General features: G+C 71.7%; 11 protein-coding genes and 1 tRNA gene. 11 read left to right on the forward strand and 1 reads right to left on the reverse strand.

Features of this window, described 5'->3' with window-relative positions; genetic code table 11:
- Nucleotides 1-13: 13 nt before the first annotated feature.
- A complete protein-coding gene (locus tag ABIA35_RS12525; protein ID WP_370357989.1) occupies nucleotides 14-1243 on the reverse strand; it encodes an alpha/beta hydrolase in 1230 nt (409 codons plus the stop codon).
- 211 nt (nucleotides 1244-1454) lie between these two features.
- On the opposite strand from ABIA35_RS12525, the gene ABIA35_RS12530 reads away from it, so the two are divergent.
- The 11 genes from ABIA35_RS12530 (at nucleotide 1455) to ABIA35_RS12580 (ending at nucleotide 14974) form a co-directional block, all read left to right on the forward strand.
- On the forward strand, nucleotides 1455-2408 hold the full coding sequence (locus ABIA35_RS12530) for an ArsR/SmtB family transcription factor (protein WP_370357990.1): 954 nt from the start codon (nucleotides 1455-1457) through the stop codon (nucleotides 2406-2408).
- 221 nt (nucleotides 2409-2629) lie between these two features.
- A tRNA-Tyr gene (locus tag ABIA35_RS12535) sits at nucleotides 2630-2710 on the forward strand.
- Nucleotides 2711-3153: 443 nt separating this feature from the next.
- Entirely contained in the window at nucleotides 3154-3552 is a 399-nt protein-coding gene (locus tag ABIA35_RS12540; RefSeq protein ID WP_370357991.1) for a hypothetical protein, read from the forward strand.
- A complete protein-coding gene (gene pstC, locus ABIA35_RS12545) occupies nucleotides 3549-4589 on the forward strand; it encodes a phosphate ABC transporter permease subunit PstC (RefSeq protein WP_370357992.1) in 1041 nt (346 codons plus the stop codon). Before ABIA35_RS12540 ends, pstC begins: the two co-directional genes overlap by 4 nt.
- Nucleotide 4590: 1 nt before the next feature.
- A complete protein-coding gene (gene pstA, locus ABIA35_RS12550; RefSeq protein WP_370357993.1) occupies nucleotides 4591-5970 on the forward strand; it encodes a phosphate ABC transporter permease PstA in 1380 nt (459 codons plus the stop codon).
- Nucleotides 5967-7682 (forward strand): phosphate ABC transporter substrate-binding protein PstS, encoded by a 1716-nt coding sequence (locus tag ABIA35_RS12555; protein WP_370337217.1) that lies wholly within the window; start codon nucleotides 5967-5969, stop codon nucleotides 7680-7682. Before pstA ends, ABIA35_RS12555 begins: the two co-directional genes overlap by 4 nt.
- Nucleotides 7679-10549 (forward strand): hypothetical protein, encoded by a 2871-nt coding sequence (locus tag ABIA35_RS12560; protein WP_370357994.1) that lies wholly within the window; start codon nucleotides 7679-7681, stop codon nucleotides 10547-10549. The genes ABIA35_RS12555 and ABIA35_RS12560 overlap by 4 nt, the downstream gene beginning before the upstream one ends.
- Nucleotides 10546-11544 (forward strand): hypothetical protein, encoded by a 999-nt coding sequence (locus ABIA35_RS12565; protein WP_370337213.1) that lies wholly within the window; start codon nucleotides 10546-10548, stop codon nucleotides 11542-11544. Before ABIA35_RS12560 ends, ABIA35_RS12565 begins: the two co-directional genes overlap by 4 nt.
- A 51-nt stretch (nucleotides 11545-11595) precedes the next feature.
- Nucleotides 11596-13173 (forward strand): Ig-like domain repeat protein, encoded by a 1578-nt coding sequence (locus ABIA35_RS12570; protein WP_370357995.1) that lies wholly within the window; start codon nucleotides 11596-11598, stop codon nucleotides 13171-13173.
- 149 nt (nucleotides 13174-13322) lie between these two features.
- Nucleotides 13323-14492: a WxL protein peptidoglycan domain-containing protein gene (locus tag ABIA35_RS12575; RefSeq protein ID WP_370357996.1), complete on the forward strand. Its 1170-nt coding sequence runs from the start codon at nucleotides 13323-13325 to the stop codon at nucleotides 14490-14492.
- The gene (locus ABIA35_RS12580) at nucleotides 14489-14974 is read left to right on the forward strand and encodes a hypothetical protein (RefSeq protein WP_370357997.1); all 486 of its coding nucleotides are present in this window, start codon (nucleotides 14489-14491) and stop codon (nucleotides 14972-14974) included. Before ABIA35_RS12575 ends, ABIA35_RS12580 begins: the two co-directional genes overlap by 4 nt.
- Nucleotides 14975-15016 lie beyond the last annotated feature (42 nt).

The raw sequence follows: 15016 nt of genomic DNA on the forward strand, positions 1-15016 counted from the left end.
GCGTGATCAGGAACTAGTGCGCCCTTAGGAACGCGTCGACGTCGGCGAGCACCTTCGCCCCGTCGGCGCCGTTCAGCAACTGTGTCCCGTGATCCGAGCCGTCGTAGGTCAGGACGTGCGCCAGGTTCGGCAGATCCGCCTGGAACGTCTTGGCGGCATCGGTCGAACCGTAGCCGTCCTGGGCCGCCGTCAGCAGGAGCACGGGACACATCAGTTGTTTGACATACGTGGACACGTCGGTGTTCGGAGCGAGCGTCGCCTCGGCGGACAACGTGACCACCGCGCTCACCGGCGGCTTGATCCCGGCCGCGGCGACCAACGACACCTTGCCGCCCTTCGAGGCGCCGAGCAAGAACACCGGCCCGGATCCGTGCGCGCGGAGGTCGGCCACCATCGCCCGCAGCCCGGCGAGAGGATCCTGATCCGCGTAGTCCCACATAGCGACCTTGTAGCCCTCGCCTACGAGATGGTCCGCGTACGCCTGCCACGACCACTGGTCCTGGTCGCTCTCGTTGCTCAGCACGACCGTCCGCGCGCCGGTGCCCCAGACCGTGTAGCCGGCGGCCAGCTGCGCGGTGATGAAGTCGGTCACCGTGCCCTGGAATCCCTTGTCCGCCAACAGGTCCCAGCCGTGCCCCGAGCCGGCCGGCCGCACCGTCAGCGTCCGGAGCGACGGCGGCGCCGCGAGCTCGTCGAACAGACCGCGCTCGGCGGCGGTCGGGATGTAGGGATCGCCGTCCGCGACCGCCATGAAGACGGGGACGTGGATGGTCGCTGCCTTGGCAGGCAAGGTGCCCAGCTCGTCGGCGGACAACGCCACGACCGCCGCCACACCCGGCGCCGAGCTCGCAGCGGATCCGGCCTCGGCGGCCAGCGCCGTCGTCGCCCCGGCCGAGGCTCCGACGAGCACGATCGTCGTGGCGCCGTCGGAGTGGAGTTCGTTCAGAGCCGTGTCGACGGCCGGGACGCCTTCGTCGGTTTCGGCTTTCGGGCAGCTGCTCGCGCCTTGGCACGGCATGTCGAAGACGAGGACGTGCAGTCCCTTGGCGGCGAGCTCGCCCGCGTACGCCATCCACCCGCATTCGCCTCGCGAGCCGGCCTCGGGGACCAGCACCACACCACGGGTGCCCTTCCCCATCTCCACCGCGGGCAGCGTCAGGTTGTCGGCGGTGGTGAGCGTCAACACCCGCGCGCCGCTCGGCTGTCCCGGACAGACGGCTGTCGCAGGAGTCTGAGTCACCATGCTTGATGCGCCCCCCGGCGCCGTCCGCGGGCTGCCCCCGTGGCAGCCCGCGGCGACAAGCGCCAGGACCAGCGTCAAGGCGGGCACCAAGACCGGCGCGGACACGATGCGGGAAGGTCGTCGCCGATCCAAGGCCATGCCCCCGACGATGCCTCGCGCGACAACCCGCGGCGAAGCTTTCTATCCTGACGGAAAGGCTTGCGGAGGACCGATGTTGCGCATCCATTTCAGCCCCGGCGACTTCGCCCGGGTCCGCTTCCTGCCCCGGCCCGCACCGCTGGTGGAGCTGAAGCTGTCGCTGATGATGTCCCGCCGCAGCGACTCGCCGGTCCTGTTCGGCCGCTGGCGCCGCGACGTCGGCCGGCGCCTCCCGGCCACCACCGCGCCGTTGTGGGACCTGCTCCAGCCGTTCCGCGGCCCGGCCTTCCTCGACCCGGTCTCCGGCGACCTCGACGAGGCCCTGGACCTGGTACGCAGCACCCCGGGCAGCGCGGTCCGCGCCGCCGTCGCCCGGCTCCGGCGGCCGCCGACCCCCTGGGTCAGGGCCCTGATGGAGCAGGACACCCGGGCCTGGGACCTCCTGGACCGCGGCCTGCGCGACGCCTACCAGTCGGTCCTGGCCACCTCGTGGACCACGGTCCGCGAACGCCACGCGGCCGAGTTCACCCGCTTCGCCCTCGGCGCCGCGGAGAACGGCATCGAACCGACCCTGACCGCCCTGGCCCCCGGCTCCACGCTCGACGACGGCACATGGCACATCCCCGCGCTCAAAGACCGCGACCACCGCCTGGCGGGCAACGGCCTGACCCTCCTGCCCACCTTCCACTGGACCTACGAACCACTGGTCGGCACCATCCCCGACCAGCCCCTGCTCCTCGTATACCCGGCCGGCCCGGGCCTCCCGCCGCCCACCGCACCCGCGACCGGCGGCGATCCCCTCGCCGACGTCCTGGGCACCTCCCGAGCCCGCGTCCTGCGCCTGCTGGAGCACCCCCACACCACCACCGAACTCGCCGCCGGCACCCACCTCAGCCTGGCCGCGGCCAGCTCCCACACCGCAGCCCTGCGCCGCGCCGGCCTGATCACCACCCACCGCGCCGGCCGCAGCGTCCAGCACACCCGCACCGACCTCGGCCGCATGCTCACCGAAGCCGGCCCCGCCTAGGCACCGGAAGACCGCCGCGAGGCGACAAAAAGACAACCCCACCACCCGCCCACCCGAAGATCACACCCCCCACCGGCCCCACCCGGCCCCGCCCGACCCCCCGCCGGACGCCACCCGGTCCCCCACCGGACAACCGAGTGGCGAAGCACCCCCCGCGATCCGCTATTGTTGTGCCGTCGCCCCACGGAGCCGATCTCGGTCGGAGCTGCGGGACGCACATTGGCGGGTTGCCCGAGCGGCCAATGGGAGCGGACTGTAAATCCGTCGCGAAAGCTTCGAAGGTTCGAATCCTTCACCCGCCACATGTGACAGCCCCTGACCGGGATTCTCGGTCGGGGGCTTGTTCGTGTGTCCGCCACCACCGTCCGCCACCACCGTCCGCCACCACCGTTCGCCGCGAGCCCTCCGGGTCGGCGGCCTGTCGGTGCACCGCGTGACCTTTCCACGCCTGCGATCCGGTGCCGGACCACAAAGCCGTCGACAAAGCCGCCGACAAGGCGGGTGGGCCGCGGCCGATCTCCATCACTGTGCGTCACCGCCACGGCGCTGTGAATCATCCAAGGTCAGAGAGCTGTGAATGCCTGCGGTTTGGGCGCGCCATGTCCGGCGTTAACACCTCAGACTCCGCTATGTCGCAGTGGACTGGGACCTTCGGCCTGCACGGAACTAGTGTTCGCGGACGTCGGGACTGCTGAAACTCTCCCCGCGTCCGGTCCTTGTCGGGTGTGGGGGAGGTATCGGGCTCATGGCACATACTCGCTTTCACGTCGCGGCGTCGGTGGCCGCGATCGCCGCGCCGGGGTCGGCGGCGCTTCCGGCGTGGCGGCTGGTCGGGGGGAACAACCGGGTCCTGGGTCGGGCGCCTGAGGGCTTCGTCGATTTCGAGACCGGGTACGCCGCCGTTCTGTTTCTGCGGGAGCGGATCGCCGACGCGGTGCCCGTACTCGGGGTCGCGGCCGAGACCGGGGGGCGGACCTGGCGGCTGGAGATCGACAACGTCGTGATCGCGCGGTCGGCTCGGACGTACCTGCGGGGGCGCGAGAACCTCTACAACCTCGCGCACTTCTTGGAATCCGTTCCGCTCGCCGAAATGCCGGTGCCCGCCCGAACACGGGACGAGCGCGGCCGGGTGTGCTTAGCATGACCGAGCAGTTCACGACGCACGTCGTCGACCTGCCGCCGGCCGCCGGTGCCGAGCCGCCACGCCCGGTACGCCTCAAGGCCCGCGGTGGGGACCGTGTGTTCCTCGCGGTGCTGGCCGGCAGCGGCATCCTGGTCCTGACGATCATCGCCGTCATCGGCGGCTTCCTGGGCACCCGCGCCTCGCAAGCGCTGCACGTGGCCGGGACCGGCTTCCTCACCACCGCGGCCTGGTCGCCGGGCAGCGGCACCGGCGGCGCGGCCAAGTTCGGCGTGGCCGGGATCCTGACCGGGACGGTGCTCATCGGGCTGGTCGCGATCGTCATCGCCGTGCCGCTGGCGTTCGGCGTCGCGCTCTACATCTCCGAGTACGCCCCGCCGCGGCTGCGGCCGCTGTTCACCAGCCTCATCGACCTGATGGCGGCGGTGCCGAGCGTGGTCTACGGCCTGTGGGGCTTCCTGTTCCTGGAGCACCGGGCGGTCGGGGTCGCGCACTGGATGGCGACGTATCTGGCCTGGATCCCGGGGTTCCGGGTCACCGGCGCGCGGGTGCACGATCCGCTCGCGCCGCTGACCGTCTACACCGCCTCGACCTTCATCGCCGGGACGGTGGTGGGGCTGATGATCACGCCGATCGTAAGCTCCATGATGCGCGAGTCGTTCTCGCAGGCGCCGCTGGGCGAGCGCGAGGGCGCGTACGCGCTCGGCGCGACCAAGTGGGGCATGATCCGCACCGTCGTGCTGCCGTTCGGCCGGGGCGGCGTGATCGGCGGCGCGATGCTGGGCCTGGGCCGGGCGCTCGGCGAGACGATCGCGGTGTACATGATCATCTCGCTGGTGTTCCGGATCCAGCCGCACATCCTGCAGGCCGGAGCCAGCTCGGTGGCGGCACTGATCGCCGCGCACTACGGCACCGCGACGCCCTTCGAGCTGTCCGCGCTGATGGCCGCCGGCCTCGTGCTGTTCCTCCTCACCCTGGTCATCAACCTGGCGGCGTCGGCGATCATCGCGCGCAGCCGGTCCGGAAGGGACAGCGGCTGACATGACGGCCACGGAAGCCCTGGGGTCCCTGAAAGCCCGGGAAGATCAGGAAACGCAGGAGGTGGCGGCCCAGGACACGGCGACGACCGTGCCGCCGGAGCCGCCGTCGGAGTTCGAGGGCCCGCCCGAACGGGTCCGCCGCCTCCGCCGCCTGAAACCCGACACGGTGTTCGCCCTCCTCGGCGCGGCCGCCGCGGCGATCAGCCTGACCGTCCTGATCAGCCACTGGTTCGCGCCGTTCTCCGGCCCGCTGGGCTTCGTCGTCCTGTGTTATCCGCTGTTCCTGGCCTGCTACGCCGTTCTGGTCTGGACCGACGAGAGCGGCCCGATCCTGCGCGACCGCCTCATGACCGTGGTGACGCACTCGATCGCGATCCTCGTGGCCGCCGTCCTCGTCCTGATCGTCGGCTTCCCGATCTGGGGCGGCGTGAAGTCCCTGACCCACCTGAACTTCTACACGCAGGACCTGCGCGTGGCCGGGCCGGTCCAGCCGATCTCGATCGGCGGCCTGCGGCACGCGGTGATCGGCACCGCCGAGCAGATCACCATCACCCTGGCCATCACGGTCCCGCTGGGCATCGCCTGCGCCGTCTTCATGAACGAGTCCCCCGGCCGCCTGGCGAACCTGGTGCGCACGGTCGCGGCGGCGGCCACCGCGCTGCCCTCGATCGTCGCCGGCCTGTTCGTCTTCGCGCTGCTCATCCTGGAGCTCGGCCTGCCCAAGTCGGGGCTGGCCGCCGCGCTCGCGCTGAGCATCATGACGCTGCCGATCATCATCCGCGCCTCCGACGTCGTGCTCCGCCTGGTGCCCGGCCATCTGAAGGAGGCCTCCTACGCCCTGGGCGCCAGCCGCTGGCGGACCGCGCTGCGGGTCACGCTCCCGACGGCGCGGTCGGGACTGGCCACGGCGGTGATCCTGGGCGCGGCCCGCGGCATCGGCGAGACGTCGCCGGTGCTGCTGACCGCCGGATACACGCAGTACACGAACTACGACCCGCGCAAGGGCCCGCAGACCTCGCTGCCGCTGGCCACGTTCAAGCTCGTCACCTCCGGCCAGCCGAACTACGTCACGCGCGGATACGGCGCGGCCGCGCTGCTGATGCTGTTGGTGCTCATCCTGTTCGTCGCCGCGCGCGCCGTCGGCGGCAAGGGGGCCGGCCAGCTGAGCCGGCGGCAGCGGCGGCGCCGCACGCTCGCCTCGCAGCGGGTCCAGGAACGCTTCCTGGCACGCCGGACCGTCTTCGACACCACCCGCGCCGAGCCGACCGGTCTCGCGGCGATCGGCTTCGACGCGGCACCGACCTACCCCGCGGCGGCCGACCACGTCGCGACCGACCCCGCGGCGGCCGACCGAACCGAACCGATGGAGCCATCGTCATGAACCGCCCCCACCCGCGGCGCCGTCGATCGCCGCGCGGCAGACTCCTGCTGTTCGGAGCCGCCCTCGGTCTGCTCGGGACGCAGCTCGCGACGCCGCCGGCCGCCGTGGCGACGCAGTACGCGCCGATCGCCGGCGCCGGCTCCACCTGGGCCGAGAACGCGGTCAACCAGTGGACCAGCGACGTGGCCCAGTACGGCATGCAGGTCAGCTACACCGGCTCCGGCTCCTCCGACGGCCGCAACCAGTTCAAGGCGGACCCGGCCACGGTCGACTTCGCGATCTCCGACATCCCCTACGGCTCGGTCGACAACGGCACCCTGGACGTCCTGCCGGACAAGCCGTTCGCCTACATGCCGGTGGTCGCCGGCGGCACGGCCTTCATGTACCACCTGGACATCGGCGGCCACCGGGTGACCAACCTGCGGCTGGACGGCCAGACCATCGCGAAGATCTTCACCGGCGCCATCACCACCTGGAACGACCCGGCGATCGCGAAGACCAACCCCGGTCTGACGCTGCCGGCCCGGCAGATCATCCCGGTCGTGCGCACCGACGGCTCCGGCACCACCGCACAGCTGACGGCGTGGATGGCCGCCGAGTACCCGGGGCTGTGGGACTCGTTCTGCTCCGCGGCGGGCCGCGTGGTCTCCCCGCACTGCGGAGCGACCTCGTTCTTCCCGCCGGCGCCGGCCGGGTCGGCCTTCATCTCGCAGTCGCTGGACTCCGGGGTCGCCGGCTACGTCGCGCAGCCCACCTCGGAAGGCGCGATCACCTACACCGAGTACTCCTACGCGATCCAGTCCGGTTTCCCGGTCGCGAAGATGCTCAACGCCGACGGCTACTACACCCTGCCGTCCGCCTCGAACGTCGCGGTGTCGCTGACCCAGGCCCAGATCAACGAGAACGCCTCGGATCCCACGCAGTACCTCACCGAGAAGCTGTCGCAGGTGTACGGGTACTCCGATCCCCGGACCTATCCGCTGTCCAGCTACAGCTACATGATCGTCCCGCTGTCCACGGCCCCGCCGTTCAACACCGCCAAGGGCGTGACGTTGAGCGCCTTCGCCTACTACCTGCTGTGCCAGGGCCAGAGCACGATGGCCCCGCTCGGCTACTCGCCGCTGCCGATCAACCTGGTCCAGGCCGGGTTCAACCAGATCAAGAAGATCCCCGGCGCGGTCGTGCAGAACATCGTGATCTCCTCCTGCAACAACCCCACGTTCTCCACGAGCGGGGTCAACACGCTGGTGGCGACCGCGCCGAACCCGGCGCCCTGCGACAAGGCCGGCGCCACCCAATGCGCGGCCGACGGGGTCACCGCGATCCCGGGCGGCGGATCGGGCGGCTCGGGCGGCGGATCCGGAGGCGGCTCGTCGGGAGGCTCCGGAGGCGGCTCGGGCGGCGATTCCGGAGGCGGCAGCGGCGGATCGGCGGGAGGGGCCGCCGGCGGCCCGGCCGCGAGCGCCGGGGGCAAGGCCAATCCGTCCGCCCACCCGAGCTCCACGATCAACGTCATCACCGTGCCCACCACGCCGAGTTCCGCCCCGGTCTCGCTCGACGACGCCGACGCCGCCGCGGTGCCGGTGACGGTCGGCGACTCGCTGGGCGGCTCGCTCGGCGCCTACCTGGCGACCGCGGCGGCGGTTCTGCTGCTGACGACGGTGTTCGCTCCGCCTCTGGTGTCCCGTCTGCGGAAGGGGCGCCGGTCATGAGAGCGGTCGCCATCTCCCGGGCCGTTTCCGGCGCCTTCGCCATCTGTGTCGCGGTGTCCGGTCTGCTCGCCGGACCGGCCCAGCACGCCGCCGCCGGGCCGCTGTCGAACGCCGCGCAGGACGCGAGCTCGTCCCTGACCAAGAACGGCACCGGGGCCTTCGGCGGCATGTCGGTCACGGTCGACAAGACGCAGAACCTGATCAACGAGGCCGTGAGCATCAGCTGGACCGGCGCGCCGACCACCCTGCCGCCGAACAACAACACGAACTTCGGCGCCGACTACCTCCAGATCATGCAGTGTTGGGGCGACGACCCCGCGAGCGGCCCGGACGCCTCGCAATGCGAGTTCGGCGGGACCACGCTCGGCGGTCCGACGACGCGGCGCCTGAACAACCCTCAGCTCCCTGATCCGCTGCTGCCGCCCGGCGTGGCCAAGGACCCCAATCAGGAGTACGAGGACTTCGTCCCGGCCCCGACGAGCGCGCCGACGTCTCCGTACGCGCCGCCCCCGGCGACCAAGGACCCGTCGAACATCTCGACGTCCTTCGACAGCTCGAACACGAACGAGATCCCGTACGCGCGGACCTACGCCAACGGCACCGGCCACGTCTACTTCCAGCTCGACACCGTCCGCGAATCGCCGGCGCTGGGCTGCGGGCAGCCGGTCGCCGACCCGGCGGCGCCGGGCGGGACCAGGATCGAGCCGTGCTGGCTGGTCGTGGTGCCCCGCGGCACCTTGGAGGCCGACGGCAAGACGACCGTCGACGGCACCAACATCGTCCTGCAGACCTCGCCGCTGTCCCCGACGAACTGGGCGAACCGGATCGTCTTCCCGCTGACCTTCCAGCCCGCGGCGTCGGCCTGCGCCATCGGCGCCAACGAGGTGCAGATCGGCGGCGACGAGATGCTGGCCGAGGCGGTCAAGAGCTGGGAGCCGGGGCTGTGCGCGAAGAACCCCAAGGCCCCGTTCAGTTTCTCGCAGATCGGCGGGGACGCCGCACGCCAACAGCTGGCCTCTCCCCTGCCCGGCTTCCAGTTCGTCTCCAAACCGGTCGCCCCGACACCGGGGACGCCACAGCCGACGATGCTGTACGCCCCGGCCGCGATCTCCGGACTGACCATCTCCTTCTACGTCCAAAGCCAAGCGGTCGTCCCGCCACCGGGGCAGCCACCGAATCCGCCGGCGGCGCAGAACGGCGTGCAGATCACCCGGTTGAATCTCAACGCCAGGCTGGTGGCGAAGCTGGTCACGCAGTCCTACCGGTGGGGCGTCGACTCCTCCGTCGGCACACCTCAGGGCGCCGCGTCCGACCTGGCGGCGGACAACCCGCGGGATCTGACCGTGGATCCGGAGTTCCTGGCGCTGAACCCGCAGTTCAAGGGCCTGAGTTTCGCCGGGGGGATCCCGTCGGTGGTGGTGCCGTTCGGGAACGCCGACGCCTACACCGAGCTGTGGACCTGGCTCAAGAACGACCCGGCGGCCGAGGAGTTCCTCAGCGGGGTCCCGGACAACGCCGGGAAGTACGGTCAGCGCGGCTACACGGGCATGACCTTGAACCCGAACTACCTCCGGACGCAGTTCCCGATCGAGGACTTCCCGACGACCGACCCCTACTGCCGGCCGACGGTGTATCAGGACCCTTCGCACGCCGGCACGCACAACCAGCAGGTCGCGCTGTGCGGCCTGGCGCTGCACCCGTACCCGGTCACCATGCACGACGGCGTCCTCAACGCCACCAAGGGCAGCCTGGGCCTGCGGGTCACGTGGAACCCGAACAGCGCGGACATCGGCTCCTGGGGCCCGACCCCGCCGCAGCCGGACGGCCAGGTCGCCATCCTGGTGCTCGCCGACGCGCCGACCGCCGCGCGCTACGGGCTGCCGACCGCGGAGCTGTGCGACGACAAGGCCGGGGTGCCCGATCCGTTGCTGCCGCCGGGTCAACAGCCGTCGGGCGACCTCGACGCGCACTGCGTCGCACCGACCACCGACACGCTGCTGAAGGGGGCCGCGGCGGCGCAGCCCAGTCCGGGCGCGCCGAAGGTGGTGGTCCCGAATCCGAACGCGATCGACCTCGGCGCCTATCCGCTGACCACGATCACCTATGCCGCGACGGTGCCCAGCAAGCTGACGAAGACCGACGGCGGCCACTACGCCGACCTGCTGGACTACATCGCCGGTCCCGGGCAGATCCAGGGCCTGGACCCCGGCGACCTCCCGCCCGGCTACGCCCCGCTGACCGCGGCGATGGCCGCCCAGACGGCCGCCGCCGCGAAGCTGCTGCGGACCGCGGCCGGGGTGCCGGACGCCGCGCCGGCCGGGGCGGCGCCGACCGGCGCGGTCTCCAGCCAGCACGCGTCGGCCGTCATTCCGCATCCCGCCTCGTCCGCACCGCCGCCGGCCGCCCCGGTGCAGCACCCGCCGCTGCCGAAGCCGACCGGGCCCGGGCCCGCGGTCGTGGTGCAGGGCACCATGCCGGCGGCCGATGTGGCCGGGTCGGCCGGGCCCACGCCGGGCGTGCCGACCGGGACGATCCGGTACGTCGTGCTGATCTGCCTGCTGGCGGCCGGGGCGAGCGTGCTGGTCGGGCCGGGGCTGCTGCGCGTGGCACGGCAGTCGGCGGGCGGGCCCGAGCTGGACGGCGATTCCGGCGATCCCAGCGATCCCGAGTCGGACGACGACACCGGCGACACCGGCGATCCCAGCGATCCCGATGAGCCGGACGGCGACCCGGACGATCCCGCCGATCCCGGCGATCCCGGCGATCCCGATGAGCCGGACGACACCGGCGACACCGGCGACACCTCTGAGAGTCCTGGGACGAACCCGCCCCAGGAACCGTCCCCCTCGAAGGGAACAGGGCAGTGAATCAGAAGGCGAAGAAGCTCGCCGTCATCGGCGCGGTCGGGCTGTTCGTGCTCGGCGCGGCCGGCGCGGCGCAGGCCGACCCGAGCGGCTCCCCGCAGTTCCGGCAGCTGGCCGGCGTCGGCTCGGACACCACCACCCCGGTGATGAACGCGCTGTCGAACGACCTGACCATCAACGGCACCAAGGTCCTGGGCTCCTACGACGCCACCGGCTCGGCGACCGTCGCCACCCAGGCCGCCGCGGCCTGCCAGGCGATCGCCCGCCCGAACGGCTCCGGCGCCGGGCGCACCGCGCTGCTGGCCTCGCTGGCGGCCAAGGACGGCTGCCTGCAGTACTCCCGCTCCTCCAGCCTGAACCTGGCCTCCACCGGCGGCGCGCAGCTGACGTACATCCCGTTCGCGCTGGACGGCGTCACCTACGCCATCACCGGCACCGACACGCTGATCCCGCGCAACCTGGACCTGGCCACCCTGCAGTCCATCTACACCTGCGACCCGACGGTCGTGGGCACCGGCCCGAACTACGCCATCACCGCGATGCTGCCGCAGGCCGGATCGGGCACCCGCTCGTTCTGGGAGGGCAAGATGGGCATCACCGACGCCGACGTGGTCGCGGGCAAGTACCCCTGCATCACCGACAAGTCCAACGGCCAGCCGATCGAGGAGCAGGACGGCCGGGTCCTGACGGACAAGGCGATCATCCCGTTCTCCATCGCGTCCTACGACGCCGAGGAGTCGCAGACCATCCAGGACGTGCGCGGCGCGGCGGTCCTGGGCGCCATCGGCGGGGTCGCGGCCCAGCAGATCAACTCGGCCTTCCCGGTCACCCGCGAGGTCTACAACGTCATCCCGACGTCCGACACCTCCACGGCGCCGTGGAGCACCACCTTCGTCACCAACCAGTCGCTGGTCTGCACCGACGTGTCGACGATCACGAAGTACGGATTCAGCGTCGCCCCCGACTGCGGTAGCACCACCAACGTTACCGCTCCGTAGTGACGGCCATCCGGCCTCACATCCCGCACGTGCACAGATAGGAGAAGCACCTTGTTCAGCAACAGGTTCGCCCGCTACGCGGCGACCGCGGTTGCGACCGCCACGGCGATCGGTGCGATGACGGTGCTCGGCACCGCCACCGCCTCGGCCGCCTCCACCGGCACCATCACGTTCTCGCCGAGCTCCGGCGCGGACACGTCGGTCTTCAACGTCAACACCTCGGGCGTCTGCCCGGCGAACGACACCTACGTGGACGCCACGATCACCGGCGGGAACTTCCCGGCCAACGCCGTCGCGATCAACAAGGAGCCGGTCTCCGTGCTCGCGGCCAACGGCAACGGGTACTCGATCGCCATCTCCAACAACCTGCGCCAGCTGGCGACCAACTACGCGGTCACCAAGCTGGACCCGGACCCGTCGGGCAAGACCGCGTACACGATCGACGTCCAGTGCATCCCGGCCCTGGGCAACACGGTCGGCGCGGACTACTCCGGCCAGCTGACGTTCTCCAGCGAGACCGCGTGGAGCTCGGCGTCCAGCACCTCGACCGGCACCTCGCTGGGCCTGGCCCCGGTGAGCCCGGTGAGCTTCGGCTCGCAGGTCACCCTGACCGCGACCGTCAACCCGGCGGCGGCCGGCACCGTCACCTTCTTCGACGGCACCACCGCGCTCAACGCGACCCCGATCGCGGTGAACGCCGGCTCGGCCAGCTACCAGACCAGCTCGCTGGCGGTCGGGACGCACTCGATCACGGCGGCCTTCACCTCCACCGACCCGAACTTCTCCAGCTCGACCTCGACGGCGTCCTCCTACGTCGTCAACCAGGCGGGTCCGGTGTCCACCACCACCTCGCTGGTGACCACGCCGGGCTCGGGCCAGGTGCAGGGCGGCAACGTCAACCTGACGGCGAACGTCTCGCCGGCCGGCGCCGCGGGTTCCATCACCTTCCTGGACGGCACCACGACGCTCGGCACGGTCGCGGTGGCCAACGGCGCGGCGGTGTTCAACATGACCACCCTGGCGCTGGGCTCGCACACCCTGTCGGCCTCGTTCACGCCCACCAACACGACCGCCTACGGCCCCTCCGCCTCCCCGGCGGTCCCGTTCGCGGTCACCAAGTACGTCCCCCCGACCACGACGGAGACCATCACCACGACGGTCGACGCGGGTTCGCTGAACATCAGCGTGCCGACCGGCCAGGTCTCCCTGCCGGACCCGGTGCTGAACAGCAGCGGCACCCTGTTCACCACCTCCGGCTCGCTGGAGACGGTGACCGTCACTGACAACCGCGCCGGCAACCCCGGCTGGACCGCCTCGGGCCTGGCCACGGCGTTCTCCCAGACCGGCGGCTCGGTCCAGATCAGCGCGGAGAACCTCGGGTGGACGCCCGGCACGCCGACCGGCTCGGCGGGCCAGACCCTGACCACCGGCCCGACCGTCGCCCCGGCGAACGGCGTCGCGGCCTCCGACAACGGCAACGCGGGCCTGGCGCAGTCCCGGACCCTGGTGTCGGCCTCGGCCGGCGCGGGCCTGGGCACCGCCAAGATCGGCGCGTCGCTGGCGCTGAACGTCCCGACCACCACCACGGCCGGCACGTATCAGAGCACGTTGACGCTGACCGTCATCTGAACCGCCCGAACCACCGGAACCATCTCATCGGAGCGTTGTCACCTCCACTGAGTGAGTAGCGAGTCAGGAGCGGCAGCCGGGCACCGATACCGCCCGGCTGCCGCGCCACAGCACCACCCCCGCACCCCTGTCGAGAGTAGGACCAGGCGATGCCCCGTCTCCGTTCCCTGATCAAGGCACTGGCCGCGACGGCCATGGCCGCTGCGCTCCTGGCGAGCCCGGCGTCGGCCGGGACGCCGCCCAGGACCGACCCCGCCCCCGCGCCCGCGAGCGGCGCCGCGACCTTCGGCATCCAGCCGGCGACCGCCACCGCGCGCGACAAGAGCCGCGACTCCTTCACCTACCAGGCCACCCCGGGCGCGCAGAAGACCGACTACGTCGCGGTCTCCAACTACAGCACCAGCCCGCTCAAGCTCCGCATCTACGCCACCGACGCGTACAACACCGCCGACGGCGGCTTCACCGTCCTGCCGCTGGCCACCAAGCCCCAGGACGTGGGCCTGTGGGTGTCCTTCCCCACCACGGTGGTCACCCTGGCCGCGAAGTCCTCGCAGATCCTGCCCTTCACACTGAAGGTCCCCGCCGACGCCAAGCCCGGCGACCACGTCGGCGGCATCATGCTGTCCCTGACGACCCAGGCCGCCGACGGCAAGGGCGGCCAGATCGCGGTCGAGTCCCGGGTCGGGACGCGGTTGCAGGTCCGGGTCCCCGGGACGCTGAAGGCCCAGCTGACGGTGAGCCACGTGTCAGTGTCCTACCACGGCTCGTCGATCCCGTTCGGGAGCGGAAGCGTGACGGTGTCCTACACGGTCGCGAACACCGGCAACGTGCGGCTGGCCGGGACCCAGAAGGTGCACGTCTCCAGCCTGTTCGGCGGTTCCCGGCCGAGCCTGCCGATCGCCGATGTCAAGGAACTGCTTCCCGGCGACCAGGAGCGGGTGACCGCGACGGTGAAGTCGGTACTGCCGTCGTTCACCTCGACCGCCCACATCTCGGTGGTGCCGACGGCGGTCACCGGGGACATCGATCCGGTGCTCGCGGCGGTGGACCAGGACGCCTCGGTGGCGACGATCCCGTGGTCGACGATCCTGCTCGTCCTCGTGCTCGGAGGCATCGCCGGGGCGTGGGTGTGGCGGCGGCGGGTGCGGGCCAAGGCGCAGCGGGCCAAGGCGGCGGCGAAGACGAAGCAGGGCTCGAAGTCGGCGAAGACCGGGACGACGGCGGCCAAGAAGACGGCTGCGGCCAAGGAGGCCACACCCGCCAAGGCCGCCGTGGGTTCCTCCGCCGCGTCCGAAACGGGGAAGGCGGAGGACGCATGACACCGGTCCTCGCGGTGATCGTCATGACGGCCTGGCTTCAGACCGCGCCCGCCGACGGCTCCGCCGCCTCCACCACCGCCTCCACCGCCTCCACCGCGGCCGGCTCCGCCCTCGGCGGCGGGGACATCACCGTGTCCACGGTCATGGCGCCCGGCTCGCTGGTCATCAGCGTGCCGCTGCGGCTGCCGCCGCTGGCCGGGCGGCTCCAGCCGATCGTCATCACCGACAACCGCACCGAGGACCCGGGATGGACCGTGACCGCGATCCTCACCGGCCGGCCCGCCGACGGACTGGGCTGGAACCCGAACCTGCTCGGGGCGGCCCCGGGCGCGTCGATCGTGCTCGGTCCGCGCCAGAACCTCGGCCAGCCCCGGATCCTGGCCTCGGCGGCCCCCGGCGCGAGCCTCGGGACGACCCGCCTGGACGCGGCGCTGACGGCGAACGCCCCGGCGGCCGCGACGTTCACGCTCACCGCGATCTGATGACCGCGCGGGTGAGCTCCCTGACCGGGTGGCAGCCGGGCG

It is taken from the genome of Catenulispora sp. MAP12-49 (assembly GCF_041262705.1).
In the GTDB taxonomy this organism is placed as follows: domain Bacteria; phylum Actinomycetota; class Actinomycetes; order Streptomycetales; family Catenulisporaceae; genus Catenulispora.